Annotated in this window: 16 protein-coding genes; all 16 read left to right on the forward strand. The window is 67.1% G+C overall.

The window, feature by feature from the left end:
- On the forward strand, positions 1–168 hold a 168-nt coding region (locus AB4061_RS39435; RefSeq protein WP_441641499.1), incomplete at its 5' end, for an acyl-CoA dehydrogenase family protein.
- Positions 169–329: 161 nt separating this feature from the next.
- A complete protein-coding gene (gene aceK / locus AB4061_RS39440; protein WP_441641488.1) occupies positions 330–2,174 on the forward strand; it encodes a bifunctional isocitrate dehydrogenase kinase/phosphatase in 1,845 nt (614 codons plus the stop codon).
- Positions 2,171–2,842: a carbonate dehydratase gene (gene can, locus AB4061_RS39445; protein ID WP_416050198.1), complete on the forward strand. Its 672-nt coding sequence runs from the start codon at positions 2,171–2,173 to the stop codon at positions 2,840–2,842. The genes aceK and can overlap by 4 nt, the downstream gene beginning before the upstream one ends.
- A 92-nt stretch (positions 2,843–2,934) precedes the next feature.
- Complete coding sequence (locus tag AB4061_RS39450; RefSeq protein ID WP_441641489.1) at positions 2,935–4,131, forward strand: acetyl-CoA C-acetyltransferase; 1,197 nt, start codon at positions 2,935–2,937, stop codon at positions 4,129–4,131.
- Between the two features lie 84 nt (positions 4,132–4,215).
- Positions 4,216–4,896, forward strand: a complete 681-nt coding sequence (locus tag AB4061_RS39455) for an SDR family oxidoreductase (RefSeq protein WP_416050200.1) — start codon at positions 4,216–4,218, stop codon at positions 4,894–4,896.
- A 48-nt stretch (positions 4,897–4,944) separates the two neighbouring features.
- Positions 4,945–6,075: an acyl-CoA dehydrogenase family protein gene (locus AB4061_RS39460; protein WP_441641490.1), complete on the forward strand. Its 1,131-nt coding sequence runs from the start codon at positions 4,945–4,947 to the stop codon at positions 6,073–6,075.
- 110 nt (positions 6,076–6,185) lie between these two features.
- Positions 6,186–6,887, forward strand: a complete 702-nt coding sequence (locus AB4061_RS39465) for a 2-hydroxychromene-2-carboxylate isomerase (protein ID WP_441641491.1) — start codon at positions 6,186–6,188, stop codon at positions 6,885–6,887.
- The gene (locus tag AB4061_RS39470) at positions 6,884–7,573 is read left to right on the forward strand and encodes an HAD family hydrolase (RefSeq protein WP_441641492.1); all 690 of its coding nucleotides are present in this window, start codon (positions 6,884–6,886) and stop codon (positions 7,571–7,573) included. Before AB4061_RS39465 ends, AB4061_RS39470 begins: the two co-directional genes overlap by 4 nt.
- Positions 7,570–7,989, forward strand: a complete 420-nt coding sequence (locus AB4061_RS39475) for a YchJ family metal-binding protein (RefSeq protein ID WP_441641493.1) — start codon at positions 7,570–7,572, stop codon at positions 7,987–7,989. Before AB4061_RS39470 ends, AB4061_RS39475 begins: the two co-directional genes overlap by 4 nt.
- A complete protein-coding gene (locus AB4061_RS39480) occupies positions 7,986–8,690 on the forward strand; it encodes a glutathione S-transferase family protein (RefSeq protein WP_441641494.1) in 705 nt (234 codons plus the stop codon). The genes AB4061_RS39475 and AB4061_RS39480 overlap by 4 nt, the downstream gene beginning before the upstream one ends.
- 71 nt (positions 8,691–8,761) lie before the next feature.
- Positions 8,762–9,658: a dienelactone hydrolase family protein gene (locus AB4061_RS39485; RefSeq protein WP_441641500.1), complete on the forward strand. Its 897-nt coding sequence runs from the start codon at positions 8,762–8,764 to the stop codon at positions 9,656–9,658.
- 273 nt (positions 9,659–9,931) lie between these two features.
- Entirely contained in the window at positions 9,932–11,419 is a 1,488-nt protein-coding gene (gene bioA / locus AB4061_RS39490; protein ID WP_441641495.1) for an adenosylmethionine--8-amino-7-oxononanoate transaminase, read from the forward strand.
- The gene (gene bioF, locus AB4061_RS39495; protein WP_441641496.1) at positions 11,409–12,626 is read left to right on the forward strand and encodes an 8-amino-7-oxononanoate synthase; all 1,218 of its coding nucleotides are present in this window, start codon (positions 11,409–11,411) and stop codon (positions 12,624–12,626) included. Before bioA ends, bioF begins: the two co-directional genes overlap by 11 nt.
- Positions 12,623–13,345 carry a dethiobiotin synthase gene (bioD, locus tag AB4061_RS39500; protein ID WP_441641497.1) on the forward strand — a complete coding sequence of 241 codons (723 nt, stop codon included), beginning with the start codon at positions 12,623–12,625 and terminating at the stop codon, positions 13,343–13,345. The genes bioF and bioD overlap by 4 nt, the downstream gene beginning before the upstream one ends.
- Positions 13,346–13,402: 57 nt before the next feature.
- Positions 13,403–14,449, forward strand: coding sequence for a biotin synthase BioB (bioB, locus tag AB4061_RS39505; RefSeq protein WP_441641498.1), 1,047 nt, complete (start codon positions 13,403–13,405; stop codon positions 14,447–14,449).
- Positions 14,450–14,544: 95 nt separating this feature from the next.
- Positions 14,545–14,692: biotin carboxylase N-terminal domain-containing protein (locus tag AB4061_RS39510; RefSeq protein ID WP_441641501.1), on the forward strand; the 148-nt coding region annotated here is incomplete at its 3' end.

Below are 14,692 nucleotides of genomic sequence, written 5' to 3' on the forward strand. Positions count from 1 at the left end.
ACCTGGATGGCCGGCGAATCCGTGCAGATCCTGGGCGGCAACGGCTATATCAACGAGTACCCGGTGGGCCGCCTGTGGCGCGACGCCAAGCTGTACGAGATCGGCGCCGGCACGTCGGAAATCCGCCGCATGCTGATCGGGCGCGAGCTGTTCTCGCAAACCATGTGATGCCGGCGCGGCACGCAGCCGGGCGCGGCGCCGCAAGGCGGCAGCGCCAGACCAAGTGCCCCGCCGCCCACGCCGAATTGACCGAAAGAGCACTCGCCCGGCCGCCGAACCAATTTACAATCTCCGGAAACCACCTCCAGCCTTAGTCACCGGTCTGCGACATGTCCCACTTCCCCAAGCTGCTGTCCTCGCAGATCGCCTACGACGTGGCCCGGACCATGCTGGACGGGTTTGACAAGCATTACCGGCTGTTCCGCGAAGTCAGCCACCTGGCCAAGCTGAAGTTCGAGGCGGCCGACTGGCTCGGCCTGCAGCAACTGCAGCGCGACCGCATCGACTTCTACAACGAACGGGTGCGCGAAACCAGCGTGATCCTGGAAGACGAATACGACGCGGAAAATATCGAGGACGAGATCTGGCAGCAGATCAAGCTGCACTACATCGGGCTGCTGACCAACCATCACCAGCCCGAACTGGCCGAGACGTTCTTCAACTCGGTGTGCACGCGCATCCTGCACCGCTCGTACTTCAACAACGACTTCATCTTCGTGCGCCCGGCCATCTCGACCGAGTACATCGAGAACGAGGAGTCGCCCACCCGGCCGACCTTTCGCGCGTACTATCCGGGCAGCCGCAAGGGCATGGCGGCATGCTTCGAGCGCATCGTCCATAACTTCCAGCTCGAGCGGCCGTTTGACGATCTCACGCGCGATATCGGCTATGTGGTGCGCGCCGTCACCGAGTATTTCGGCGACTTCCGCATTGCGCCGAATTTCCAGATCCATGTGCTGTCGTCGCTGTTCTTCCGCAACAAGTCGGCGTTCATCATCGGCCGTATCCTGAATGCCGATCGCACCTTCCCGCTGGCGATCCCCATCGTGCACACGCCCGATGGCAAGCTGTCGCTCGATACGGTGCTGCTCAAGAAGGTACAACTGCTGATCCTGTTCTCCTTCACGCACTCGTATTTCATGGTCGACATGGAGATCCCGTCGGCGTACGTCACCTTCCTGCGCGACATCATGCCGCGCAAGCCGCGCGCGGAGATCTACACTTCGCTGGGCTTGCAGAAGCAGGGCAAGAACCTGTTCTACCGGGACTTCCTGCATCACCTGCAGCATTCGTCGGACAAGTTCATCAGTGCACCCGGCATCAAGGGCCTGGTGATGCTGGTGTTCACGCTGCCGTCGTACCCTTACGTGTTCAAGGTGATCAAGGACTACTACCCGGCGCCCAAGGAGACCACGCGCGAGCAGGTCAAGTCGAAGTACCAGCTGGTCAAGCAGCACGACCGCGTCGGGCGCATGGCCGATACGCTGGAGTACTCCGACGTGGCCTTCCCGCTGTCGCGCTTCGACGATGCGCTGGTGCGCGAGCTGGAGCTGCATGCGCCGTCGATGATCGAATACCAGCGCCGCAAGGATGGCGGCGAGGAAATTGTCGTGCGCCACGTGTATATTGAGCGCCGCATGACGCCGCTGAACATCTGGCTGCAGGAAGGCTCGGATGCGCAGGTCGAGCACGGCATCGTCGAATACGGGAACGCCATCAAGGAGCTGATCGCCGCCAATATCTTCCCCGGCGACATGCTCTACAAGAACTTCGGCGTGACGCGCCACGGGCGCGTGGTGTTCTACGACTACGACGAGATCGAGTACATGACGGACACCAATGTCCGCCACGTGCCGCAGCCGCGCAATGAGGAGGAGGAGCTTTCGGGCGAGGTCTGGTACAGCGTCGGGCGGCACGACATCTTCCCCGAGACCTATCGCACCTTCCTGCTCGGCGACGCGCGCGTGCGTGCTGCCTTCCTGCGGCACCACGAAGACTTTTTCGATCCTGCCATGTGGCAGGCTCACAAGGACCGGCTGCTGGCCGGGCAAATCCATGATTTCTATGCCTATGATGTCTCTGAACGCTTTATCCATCGCTATGCCGCTGGCAGCGCAGGCGCCGAAGCGCGCGCGCACGGCAACGAACCCGCTCCCACAAGGAGAGTCGCATGAGTGACGCCATCGCCCAGCTTTTCCGCAACAACCGCGAGTGGGTGGACCGCGTCAACGCGGAAGACCCGAGCTTCTTCATGCGCCTGGCCAACCAGCAGGCGCCCGAGTACCTGTGGATCGGCTGCTCGGATTCGCGCGTGCCGGCCAACCAGATCCTCGGGCTGGCGCCGGGCGAGGTGTTCGTCCACCGCAATATTGCCAACGTCATCGCCCATAGCGACCTCAACGCGCTGTCCGTGATCCAGTTCGCGGTGGAAGTGCTCAAGGTGCGTCACATCACCGTGGTGGGCCACTATGGCTGCGGCGGCGTCAAGGTGGCGCTCAAGCGCCAGCGCATCGGCCTGGCCGACAACTGGCTGCGCCATGTGCGCGATGTGGCCGACAAGCACGGCGCCTACCTTGGCACCATCACCCGCGAGGAGGACGCGCATACGCGTCTGTGCGAGCTCAACGTGATCGAGCAGGTCAACAACGTGTGCCAGACCACGGTGCTGCAGGACGCGTGGGACCGCGGGCAGCCGGTCACGGTGCATGGCTGGGTCTACGGCGTGTCCGACGGCCTGCTGCGCGACCTGGGCATGGCCGCCAGCAGCAACGACGAGCTGCACGCACAGCTTGAGGCCGCCTACCGCCAGTTCGGCGATCCGCCGCAAGCGTCGATCCGCTAAGCATCGGTCATCAGTCGTCGGCAAGTACGGAGAGATTCCCGGAAGAGCCAACAATCGCCGCCAACCAGCGCCCCAATCATTGGAGACACACCATGCATGATCCCGTTGTCATCGTATCCGCCGCCCGCACCCCCATGGCGGCTTTCCAGGGCGAGTTCGCCACGCTGACGGCGCCGCAGCTCGGCGCCACCGCCATCCGCGCGGCGGTCGAGCGCGCGGGCCTCGCGCCGGAGCAGATCGAGGAAGTGGTGTTCGGCTGCGTGCTGCCCGCGGGCCTGGGCCAGGCGCCCGCCCGGCAGGCTGCGCTGGGCGCTGGCCTGCCGCTCGGCGTGGCCTGCACCACCGTCAACAAGATGTGCGGCTCCGGCATGCGCGCCGCCATGAATGTGCATGACGCGCTGATCGCGGGCGCGTTCGAGATCGGCATCGCCGGCGGCATGGAGAGCATGACCAATGCGCCGTACCTGGTGCCCAAGGGCCGCGGCGGCTACCGTATCGGCCACGGCATGATCTTCGACCACATGATGCTCGACGGGCTGGAAGACGCCTACATCAAGGACGAAAAAGGCGGTGGCCGCTCGATGGGCACCTTCGGCGAGGATTGCGCGGCCAAGTACGATTTCACCCGCGCGGCGCAGGACGAGTTCGCCATGGAGAGCGTGCGGCGCGCCCAGCAGGCCACCGAGCGCGGCGACTTCCGCTGGGAGATCGCGCCGGTGACAGTGCCGGGGCGTAGTGGCGACACCATCATCGATACCGATGAAGGCCCGCGCCGCATCAAGGTCGACAAGATCCCATCGCTCAAGCCCGCTTTTGCCAAGGACGGCACCATCACCGCCGCCTCGTCGTCGTCGATCAACGACGGCGCGGCCGCGCTGGTGATGATGCGCGAATCCACCGCCAAGCGGCTCGGCCTGGAACCGCTGGCCCGCCTGCTCGGCCACACCACGCATGCGCAGGCGCCCGGCTGGTTCACCACCGCGCCGGTGGAAGCGATGAACAAGCTTTACCGCAAGCTCGGCTGGACCACCGACAGCGTTGACCTGTTCGAGATCAACGAAGCGTTCGCCGTGGTGCCGATGGCCGCCATGCACGACCTCAAGATCCCGCGCGACAAGGTCAACATCCACGGCGGCGCCTGCGCGCTGGGCCACCCGATCGGCGCCTCGGGCGCGCGCATCATGGCCACGCTGATCGGTGCGCTGCGTAAGACCGGCGGCAAGCGCGGCGTGGCCAGCCTGTGCATCGGCGGCGGCGAAGCCACCGCGGTGGGGCTGGAGATCGTCTGAACCCGCGGCACTGACCGCAACCGAGCGGCTGCCGCCACCGTGCGGCAGCCAGTCCGCAAACGATATGGAAGAAGGAGTACCGCCTTGCCAACCGCTCTCATCCTTGGTGCCTCGCGTGGCATCGGTCTCGAATTTGTGCGCCAGTACCGTGCCGACGGCTGGCGGGTGCTGGCCGTCGCGCGCAGCGATGATGGCATCAAGGCCATCGAAGCGCTTGGCGCGGAGGCGTTGCGTGCCGACCTGACCGACGCGGGCCAGGTCGCCGGGCTGGGTTGGAAGCTGGACGGTGAGTCCATCGACGTAGCCATCTACAACGCCGGCGTGATCGGCCCGCGCACCGAAGGCGCGCAGCCGGTCACCCGCGAGGACTTCGACAAGGTGATGCACGTCAATGTGCTGGGGCCGATGATGGCGCTGCCGTTGCTGCTGCCGCTGGTCGAGGCCGGGCGTTCGGGCAAGGGCGGTGTGCTGGCGGTGCTGGCTTCACGCATGGGCAGCATCGGCACCATGGACAGCAACCGCAGCTGGCTCTACCGGGTCAGCAAGGCGGCAGCCAACGCGGCGCTCAAGGCCGCCTCGCTCGATGCGCGCCATGCTACCTGCCTGGCCTTCCACCCGGGCTGGGTGCAGACCGAGATGGGCGGCAAGGAAGCCGACCTCACGCCGCAGCAAAGCGTGTCCGGGATGCGCGGCGTGATCGCCGGCGCAACGCGCCAGGATAACGGCGGCTTTCGCAATTACGATGGCAGCGTGATTCCGTGGTGAGCCCGGCGTTCATGGTTCCCGACTCCGCTACCACCTTGGTGACTTGACATGCTGCTCACGCCAGAACAGGAAATGATCCGCGACGCCGTGCGCCAGTTCGCGCAGCAGGAGATCGCGCCGCACGCCGCCGCGTGGGATCGCGACAAGACCTTCCCGCAGGCGGTGCACCGCGAGCTGGCCGCGCTCGGCGCCTACGGCGTGGCGGTACCCGAGCAATACGGCGGCGCCGGGCTCGACTATCTCTCGCTGGCGCTGATCCTGGAAGAAATCGCCGCCGGCGATGGCGGCACCTCGACCGTCATCAGCGTCAACAACTGCCCGGTGTGCAGCATGTTGATGGCTTTCGCCAACGAGGCGCAGAAGCAGCAGTGGCTGGTGCCTCTCGCGCGCGGCGAGATGCTCGGCGCGTTCTGCCTGACCGAGCCGCACGTGGGCTCGGATGCCGCCGCGCTGCGCACCAGCGCGGTGAGGGATGGCGACGACTACGTGCTCAACGGCGTCAAGCAATTCATCACCAGCGGCAAGAACGCCGACGTGGCCATCGTGCTTGCGGTCACCGACAAGGCGGCGGGCAAGCGCGGCATCAGCGCCTTCCTGGTACCCACCGCCACGCCCGGATACATCGTCGCGCGGCTGGAGGAAAAACTTGGCCAGCATTCGTCGGACACCGCGCAGATCCTGTTCGAGGATTGCCGCGTGCCGGCGGCCAGTATGCTGGGCGAGGAGGGCGCCGGCTACAAGATGGCGCTGTCCGGCCTGGAAGGCGGACGCATCGGCATCGCCTCGCAAAGCATCGGCATGGCGCGCGCGGCGTTCGACGCGGCGCTGGCGTATGCCAAGGAACGCGAGAGCTTCGGCCAGCCGCTGTTCGCGCACCAGGCCGTGCAGTTCCGCCTGGCCGACATGGCGACCAAGATCGAGGTGGCTCGGCAGATGGTGTGGCATGCCGCGTCGCTCAAGGATGCGGGGCGGCCTTGCCTGAAGGAGGCCGCCATGGCCAAGCTGTATGCCAGCGAGATGGCCGAGGAGGTCTGCTCGGCCGCCATCCAGGTCTTTGGAGGCTACGGCTATGTCAGCGATTTCCCGGTCGAGCGCATCTACCGGGATGTGCGCGTCTGCCAGATCTACGAGGGCACCAGCGACATCCAGAAGATACTGATCGCTCGGGCGCTGGCCTGAGGGCGGCCCGCGCACGGCACGGAACCAAGCTGCTGGCGCATCATCGAATCACCGAAGCACTGAACCCAAACGGCCAGACCCAGAGGCCAGAAGCCAGGAGCCCCCAGACAATGACTGCTGCCATCGATTTCTACTTCGATTTTTCCTCGCCCTACGGCTACTTCGCCAGCTCGCGCATCGACGAGCTGGCGCAGAAGTACGGGCGCATCGTCGCCTGGCATCCGATCCTGCTCGGCGTGGTGTTCAAGACCACCGGCAGCTCGCCGCTGCCGCAGGTGCCGCTCAAGGGCGATTATTCCTGGCGCGATTTCGAGCGCACCGCGCGTTTCCACAATATCGAGTACAAGCGTCCGACGCACTTCCCGCTGCCCACCACACAGGCCGCCCGCGCCGTGCTGTGGCTGCAGAACCATCACGGCGACGATATTGCCACCGCGTTTGCCAAGTCGGTCTATCACGCCCTGTTCGTGGATGACATCAACATCGCCGAGCCGGCTGAACTGGTGAAGCTGGCCGAGCCGCTCGGCATCGACGCGCATGCCATGGATGCCGGCGCCAGCAGCTTCCAGATCAAGGACCAGCTCAAGGCAGAGATCGACGTGGCCATGGCCAAGGGCGTGTTCGGCTCGCCTTTTGTGATCATCGACGGCGAGCCGTTCTGGGGCTTCGACCGCTTCGACCAGATCGAAGCACACCTCAAGAGCAAGCGCCCGATGGCGCTGCGTGCCGTGCCGGGCAACGACAGCAATACAGGCAATACAAGCAACACAGATAACAGCACAGACAGCAGCAAGGAAAAGAAACCCGCATGAATGCCAGCATCAAGCCGATCCGCCATCCCCGCTTCGACTGCGTGATTTTCGATTGCGACGGCGTGCTCGTCGACAGCGAGCCCATCGTCAACCGTGTGCTCAACGAGATGCTCAACGAGCTTGGCATCCGCATCTCGATCGAGGAATCCACCAAGTGGTTTCTCGGCCGCGCGGTGCGCGAAGAGCTCGACAACATTGCCAGCCGGCGTGGCGCGCCGCTGCCGGAGAACTGGCTGTCGGAATGGTTCGTGCGCCGCAACGCGGTCCTCGAGGCGGAAGTGCAGTCGGTGCAGCATGTGCGCGAGGCGGTCTGCACGATCGTCGCGACCGGCTTGCCGGTCTGCGTGGCCTCGGGCGCGGACCGCATCAAGGTCAAGCTGCAGCTGACGCGCACCGGCCTGGTGGAGCTGTTCCAGCAGGACGAGCGCGAGCATATCTTCTCGTCGACCGAGGTCGAGCGCAGCAAGCCGGCGCCCGACGTGTACCTGCTGGCGGCGCGCACCATGAACGTGGAGCCGGCGCGCTGCGTGGTGATCGAGGATAGCCCGACGGGCGTGACCGCCGGCGTTGCCGCGGGCATGACGGTGCTCGGCTACGCCGCGCGCAACGCGGCGCAATCTCTGCTGGCAGCCGGCGCGGCCACTACCTTCACCGATATGCGTGAACTGCCGGGGCTGATCGGATGAAAGCGCGCGCGTCCGGCACCGGCGGCTGCCCATGCGGCGGGGGTGACTACGCCACCTGCTGCGGGCGCTTTCATCGCGGCGAGGCGCTGCCGTTCAACGCCGAGCAACTGATGCGCTCGCGCTATAGCGCCTATGTGCTGGGCGACGTGGACTGGCTGCGCCATACCTGGCATCCATCTACCTGCCCGGCCGACCTTGCCGCGGACACGGGCACCCGCTGGCTTGGGCTGGCGGTCAAGGCGCATGCGCAGCAGGACGAGACGCATGCGCAGGTGGAGTTCGTGGCGCGCTACAAGGTGGGCGGGCGCGCCTGGCGGCTGCACGAGCGCAGCCGCTTTGTCCGCGAGCCGCGCGGCGCCGGCGAGGCGCCGCGCTGGCTTTATGTCGATGGCGAAATGCTGGGGGATACACCATGACGGAATCGATGGCTGCTGCTGCTGCTGCTGGTGGTGCTGCGCGGGACACGGAGTACCTGCTGTATGGCTTCGCACAATCCGGCAACACCTACAAGGTGGCATTGCTGCTGGAAACCGTCGGCGTGCAGYGTGGCCGCAAGCTGTGGACGCCGCGCTTCGTCGACTACTTCAACGGCGAGACGCATACGCCCGAGTATCGTGCCATCAACGAGATGGGCGAGGCGCCGGTGCTGGAGTTCGATGGGCAGCGGTTGTCGCAATCGGGCGCCATCCTGGACCTGCTCGCGCAGCGCCTCGGCATCTACGGGCCCGCCAGCGAGGCCGAACGCTCCGAGGTCTTGCGCTGGTTGCTGTTCGACAACCACAAGTTCACGTCGTACACCGCAACCTACCGCTTCCTGCGCACCTTCGCCAAGGCACCGGACCCGGCAGTGCTGCAGTTCCTGAGGCAGCGCTGCGAGGACGCATGGAACGTGCTCAACACACATTTGTCCGGGCGGGCCTACGTGCTGGGCGAGCGCCTGACCATCGCGGATTTTTCGCTGGCTGGCTACGTGTTCTACGACGACGAGATCGGGGTGCACTGGCGCAAGGAGTATCCGCAACTCTTCGCCTGGACCGAGCGGTTGCGTGCGCTGCCGGGCTGGCGCCATCCGTACGACCTGTTGCCGGGGCATCCGTTGCCTAAGCGCACGGCCTGAGCTAGCGGGCAGCAGATAAGCGGCGCCTCGCGCGGCAGGGGCAACCAAGGAGCAGGCAAATCATGAGGTGGATGCATCGACTGGCCCTGGCCCTGACCCTGCTGCTGAGCCTGCCATTCACCGGCGCGATGGCCGCGCCATCCGCGAATCAGGCCACGCAGGCGCCGGAGGCGATCGCCGCCATCATCCCCGGATCGTCGGAGCAGGTCGCGATGGTTCCCAAGCCCGGCGTCATGTTCTCGCTGGAGCTGGAAACCACCATCTTCAAGCCACCCGGCGACGGCCCGTTTCCGCTGGTCGTGATCAATCACGGCAAGGCGCTGGGCAAGCCAGCCTTCCAGTCGCGCGCACGCTACCTTGTGCAGAGCGCGGAATTCGTCAAGCGCGGCTACGTGGTGGCGCTGCCGATGCGCCAGGGTTTTTCCAAATCCGGCGGCGCCTATATCGGCGGCGGCTGCAATGTCGAGAGCAACGGCCTGGTGCAGGCCGAGGACGTGGTGGCCACGCTCGAATACATGGCCAAGCAGCCCTATGTGGACAAATCGCGCATCGTCGTGATCGGCCAGTCGCATGGCGGGCTGACCACCATGGCCTTCAGCACCATTGCGTATCCGGGCGTGCTGGGCGTGATCAATTTTGCCGGCGGCCTGCGCGATGAATCCTGCAGCCGCTGGGAATTCAACCTGGCGGATGCGTTCGGCGGCTACGGTAAAAAGGCGCGCTATCCCTCGCTGTGGCTGTATGGCGATAACGACAGCTACTGGCCGCAGCCCCTGCCGGCAAAATTCTTCGAGGCCTATACCGCGCAGGCGCATGGCCCCGCCGCTAACGCCCGCATGGCGGACTACGGCACATTCGCGAGCGACTCGCACACGCTGTTCGGCGCCCGCGCGGGCGTGCCGATCTGGCTGCCGGAGGTCGAGCGGTTCTTCAAGGAGATCGGGCTTTCGTTCGATCCGCAGCCATGATGGGTGATTTTTTTCGATAGGCAGATGGAATCGCGCGCCGCATCCGGCTGCGCGGGGTGGAGATAGGCGCACGCAAGCGTCGGGATACGAGGCGGTTAGGCTCTTCTTCTTGCTTTGTCGTTCAACGTGGTGTCAACGTGTAAATCCGGCGCTGTTTGCCAATTCGCCAGGTAGCTCCCTACCATGACTCTCCCCAACCCGCACGCAAGTGCCGCCACGCCAGGCTTCGCCTGCCTGGGCCGGCCAGCGCGCGGTCAACAAAGGAGGGTTTCCTTGGAAGACCAGTCCAATTCCGCGTCCCTGGCGCCGAGCGCGCATCCTGCCCAGCCCACGCTCGGCGAGCGCAGCTTGCGCGCGGTATGGCATCCGTGCACGCCGCTGCGGCCCGATGCCGGCGAGCCGCCGCTCGCCATCGCCCGCGGCGAGGGCCCCTGGCTGCACGACACTAGCGGCCAGCGCTATTTCGATGCCACCAGCTCCTGGTGGGTCAATCTGTTTGGCCACGCCAACCCGGACATCAACGCCGCGCTGCGCGAGCAGCTCGACACGCTCGAGCACGTGATGCTGGCCGGCTGCACGCACGCGCCGGCGGTGGAGCTTGCCGAGCGCCTGTCGGCGCTCACCGGCGGCGCGCTCGGCCATGCCTTCTATGCCAGCGACGGCGCGTCCGCCGTGGAGATAGCGCTGAAGATGAGCTTCCACTACTGGCGCAACACCGGCCTGGGCGGCAAGCGCGAATTCGTCTGCCTGCGCCACGGCTACCACGGCGAGACCGTGGGCGCGCTGGCGGTGACCGACGTGGCGATCTTCCGCGATGCCTACGATCCGATGCTGATGAGCTCGCACGTGGTGATGTCGCCGGATGCGCGCCAGGCCGCGCCGGGCGAGAGCGCCGCGCAGGTCGCGCAGCGCGCGCTGGATGCGCTGGAGGCGCTGCTGCAGGCGCGCGGCGGCCAGGTTGCAGCGCTCATCATCGAGCCGCTGGTGCAGTGCGCCGCTGGCATGGCCATGCACGATCCGCTCTACCTGGAAGGCGTGCGCGCGCTGTGCGACCGCTACCGCGTGCACCTGATCGCCGACGAGATCGCGGTCGGGTGCGGGCGCACCGGCACCTTTTTTGCGTGGGAGCAGGCACGCGGCCCGGCCGAGCCCGGCGCACCGCTGCCGGCGCACCTGTGGCCGGATTTCCTGTGCTTGTCCAAGGGCATCAGCGGTGGCTACCTGCCGCTCTCGCTGGTGCTGTCGCGCAGCGCGATCCAGCAAGCCTTCGTGGCCGAGGCGCGCGACCCCGACCGCGCCCGCAGCTTCCTGCACTCGCACTCCTATACCGGCAACCCGCTAGCCTGCCGCGCCGCGCTGGCCACGCTCGACCTGTTCGCCAAGCAAGACGTGGTGGCGCAGAACCGCCAGCGCGCGCAGTGGCTCACGCAAGCCATGGCAGGGCTGGCGGCGGATACCCGGCTGCACCACGTACGCCAGCGCGGCCTGATCTGGGCCGCCGACGTGCGCGAAGAATACGCGGCCAACGCGGGCGAGTTCGCCGCGCGCTTCCATCATGCCGCGCGCAAGCACGGCGTGCTGATCCGGCCGATCGGCCGCACGCTTTACATCATGCCCCCGTACGTGTTCGACGCGGCGCTTGCGCAATGGCTGGCAGGCCAGCTGCAAGCCACGCTCGACACGGTACTCGCCGGCATGGACCAGAACGACAGCGCCGGCAACGGTACCGGCGCACCCACGGAGATACGCGATGCTGCTTGAGCACTTGACCCTGGCCGCCGCCGAGCGCGACGAAAAGGCACTGACGCGGCGCCGCCGCACCGCGTACTCCGCCTGCGCGCCGCAGCAAGCCGTGAGCGATGCCTGCGGCGGCGAGATGCATTCGTTGCTGACGTTCTGCAGCAACGACTACCTGGGCCTGGCCAACCATCCCGCGCTGATCGAGGCGATGGCCGAGGGCGCGCGCCAGTTCGGCGCGGGCAGCGGAGCCTCCCACCTGGTGAGCGGCCATTCGCTGGCCCACCACCGGCTAGAAGGGGAGCTGGCGGAGTGGTTCGCGCCGAACATTCCGCACGCGGCCGCGCTCTACTTCAGCACCGGCTACATGGCCAACATGGCGGTGCTGACCGCGCTAGGCAGCGCCGATGCCACGCTCTTCTGCGAAGCGCTCAACCATGCCTCGCTGATCGACGGCGCGCGCCTGGCGCGTGCCGAGGTCCGCCGCTATGCGCATCGCAACGTGGCCGAGCTCGAGGGCTTGCTGGCCGCCAGCACCAGCCCGCTCAAGCTGATCGTCACCGACAGCGTGTTCAGCATGGACGGTGACTTTGCGCCGCTGGCCGAGCTGCTGACGCTGGCCGAGCGGCACGACGCCTGGATCATCCTGGATGACGCGCATGGCTTTGGCGTGCTGGGCGAGCAAGGCCACGGCGTGCTGGAGCACCTCGCGCTGACGTCGCCGCGCCTTATCTATATCGGCACGCTAGGCAAGGCCGCCGGCGTGGCGGGCGCGTTCGTGGCCGCGCACGAGACCATCATCGATCATCTCGTCAACACCGCGCGGCAGTACATCTACACCACGGCCTCGCCGCCGGCGGTGGCGCACGCCTTGTCCACCAGCCTGGCGTTGATCGCCGGCGACGAAGGGCGGCAACGCCGCGCGCAACTGGACAAGCTGATCCGTACGCTGCGCAGCGGCCTGGCCGGCCTGACGCGGGCGGCTGGCTGGCGGCTGGGTGAGAGCTCGACGGCGATCCAGCCCGTGATCGTGGGCGACAACGTGGCGGCGCTGGCACTGTCCGCAGCGCTGGAGGCCGACGGCATTCGCGTTGGCGCGATCCGCCCGCCCACCGTGCCCGTTGGTACCGCGCGCCTGCGCATCACGCTGTCGGCCTCGCATACCGTGGCCGATGTCGAGCGCCTGCTGGCCAGCCTGGCCAGCGTGGTGCCGCACAAGGAGGCGTCATGATCGCCTGTTTTGTCACGGGCACCGACACTGGCATCGGCAAGACGCACGCCAGCGCCACCCTGCTGCACGCGCTGCGCGCCGCCGGTCACCTGGCCGTCGGCATGAAGCCGGTGGCCAGCGGCAGCGAATGGCGCGACGACCATTGGCACAACGATGACGTGGCGCAACTGCGCGCCGCCAGCGCAGTGGCCGTGCCACAGGCGCAGACGTGCCCATTCTTGCTGCGCACGCCGGCCTCGCCGCACCTGGCCGCGGCCATCGAGGGCACCCGCATCACGCGCGAGCCGATCCGTGCCGCTTTTGCCGCGCTGCAGGCGCGGGCCGGCGCGGTGGTGGTGGAAGGCGTCGGCGGCTTTTGCGTGCCGCTGGACGGCGCGCCGCGCGACCAAGGCGGCTGGGACACGGCCGACCTCGCCGTGATGCTCGGCCTGCCGGTGGTGCTGGTGGTCGGCATCCGCCTGGGCTGCATCAGCCATGCGCTGCTCACCGCCGAAGCCGTGCGCGCGCGCGGCCTGCACCTGGCCGGCTGGATTGCCAACCGCATCGATCCCGACATGCCGCTCGCCGACGAGAACATCGGCACGCTGCGCGCGGCGCTGGGCGCGCCCTGGCTCGGCACGCTGCCGTGGCAGGTCGCGCCGGCCGAAGCCGCCAGCCGGCTCGCGCTGGCGCCGCTGCTTGCTGCTCGCCATGCCGCAGGCAATGGCATCGCCGCCTGAGCGCGCACCTGACCAAGACTGAGAACACTGAACGAATTACCGGAACAGATAGCAAACATGACCGCAACCACCCACGCCGGCGAAACCGTCGCCACCATTTCCGCCGACACCCTGCGCCAGACCGCCCGCCGCTTTACCGATTCCGCGCCCGCCACCAAGCCGGACGACTGGACCGTCGCCGAGGTCGCCGCGCTGTACGCGCTGCCGTTCAACGATCTGCTGTTCCGCGCCCAGCAGGTGCACCGCGAGCATTTCGATGCCAACGCCGTGCAGCTCTCGACGCTGCTCTCGATCAAGACCGGCGGCTGCGAAGAGGATTGCGGCTATTGCCCGCAGAGCGCGCACCATGATGCCGGCGTCACCGCGGGCAAGCTGATGGCGCTCGACGAGGTGCTGGAAGCCGCGCGCGCCGCCAAGGCCAGCGGCGCTGGCCGCTTCTGCATGGGCGCCGCCTGGCGCAGCCCGAAGGACCGCCACCTCGAGCCGGTCATCGAGATGGTGAAAGAGGTCAAGGCCATGGGCCTGGAGACCTGCGTCACGCTAGGCATGCTGGAAGCCGAGCAGGCGCAGCGCCTGAAGGACGCGGGGCTGGACTACTACAACCATAACCTCGATACCTCGCCCGAGTTCTACGGCGAGATCATCGGCACGCGCACCTACCAGGACCGCCTGGACACCATCGGCCATGTGCGCGAGGCCGGTATCAACGTGTGCTGCGGCGGCATCGTCGGCATGGGCGAATCGCGCGAGGCGCGCGCCGGGCTGATCGCGCAGCTCGCCAACCTCGACCCGTATCCCGAGTCGGTGCCCATCAACAATCTGGTGGCGGTCAAGGGCACGCCGCTGGCCGACACCGCACCGATCGACCCGTTCGAGTTCGTGCGCACCATCGCGGTGGCGCGCATCACCATGCCCAGCGCCATGGTGCGCCTGTCCGCCGGCCGCGAGACCATGGACGACGCGCTGCAGGCCCTGTGCTTCATGGCCGGCGCCAATTCCATCTTCTACGGCGACCGCCTGCTGACCACCGCCAACCCCCAGGCCGACCGCGATCGCGCACTGCTGGCACGGCTGGATATCCGCACCGAGGGCTACGCAGGGTAAGCTGGCGGCAATGGCGGCGGCCAAGGGCCCACGGTCCATGGCCGCCGTCCCCGCAACCGCACTGGCTGCGGGCAGAGGTTCATCAGGGGGACGCCATGTTCAACAAGATCCTGATCGCCAATCGCGGCGAAATCGCCTGCCGCGTGGCAGCCACCTGCCGCCGCCTCGGCATCCGCACGGTAGCCGTCTACTCCGACGCCGACGCCAACGCGCGCCACGTGGCGCTGTGCGACGAGGCCGTGC

The organism is Cupriavidus sp. YAF13, from assembly GCF_052113425.1.
In the GTDB taxonomy this organism is placed as follows: Bacteria; Pseudomonadota; Gammaproteobacteria; order Burkholderiales; family Burkholderiaceae; genus Cupriavidus.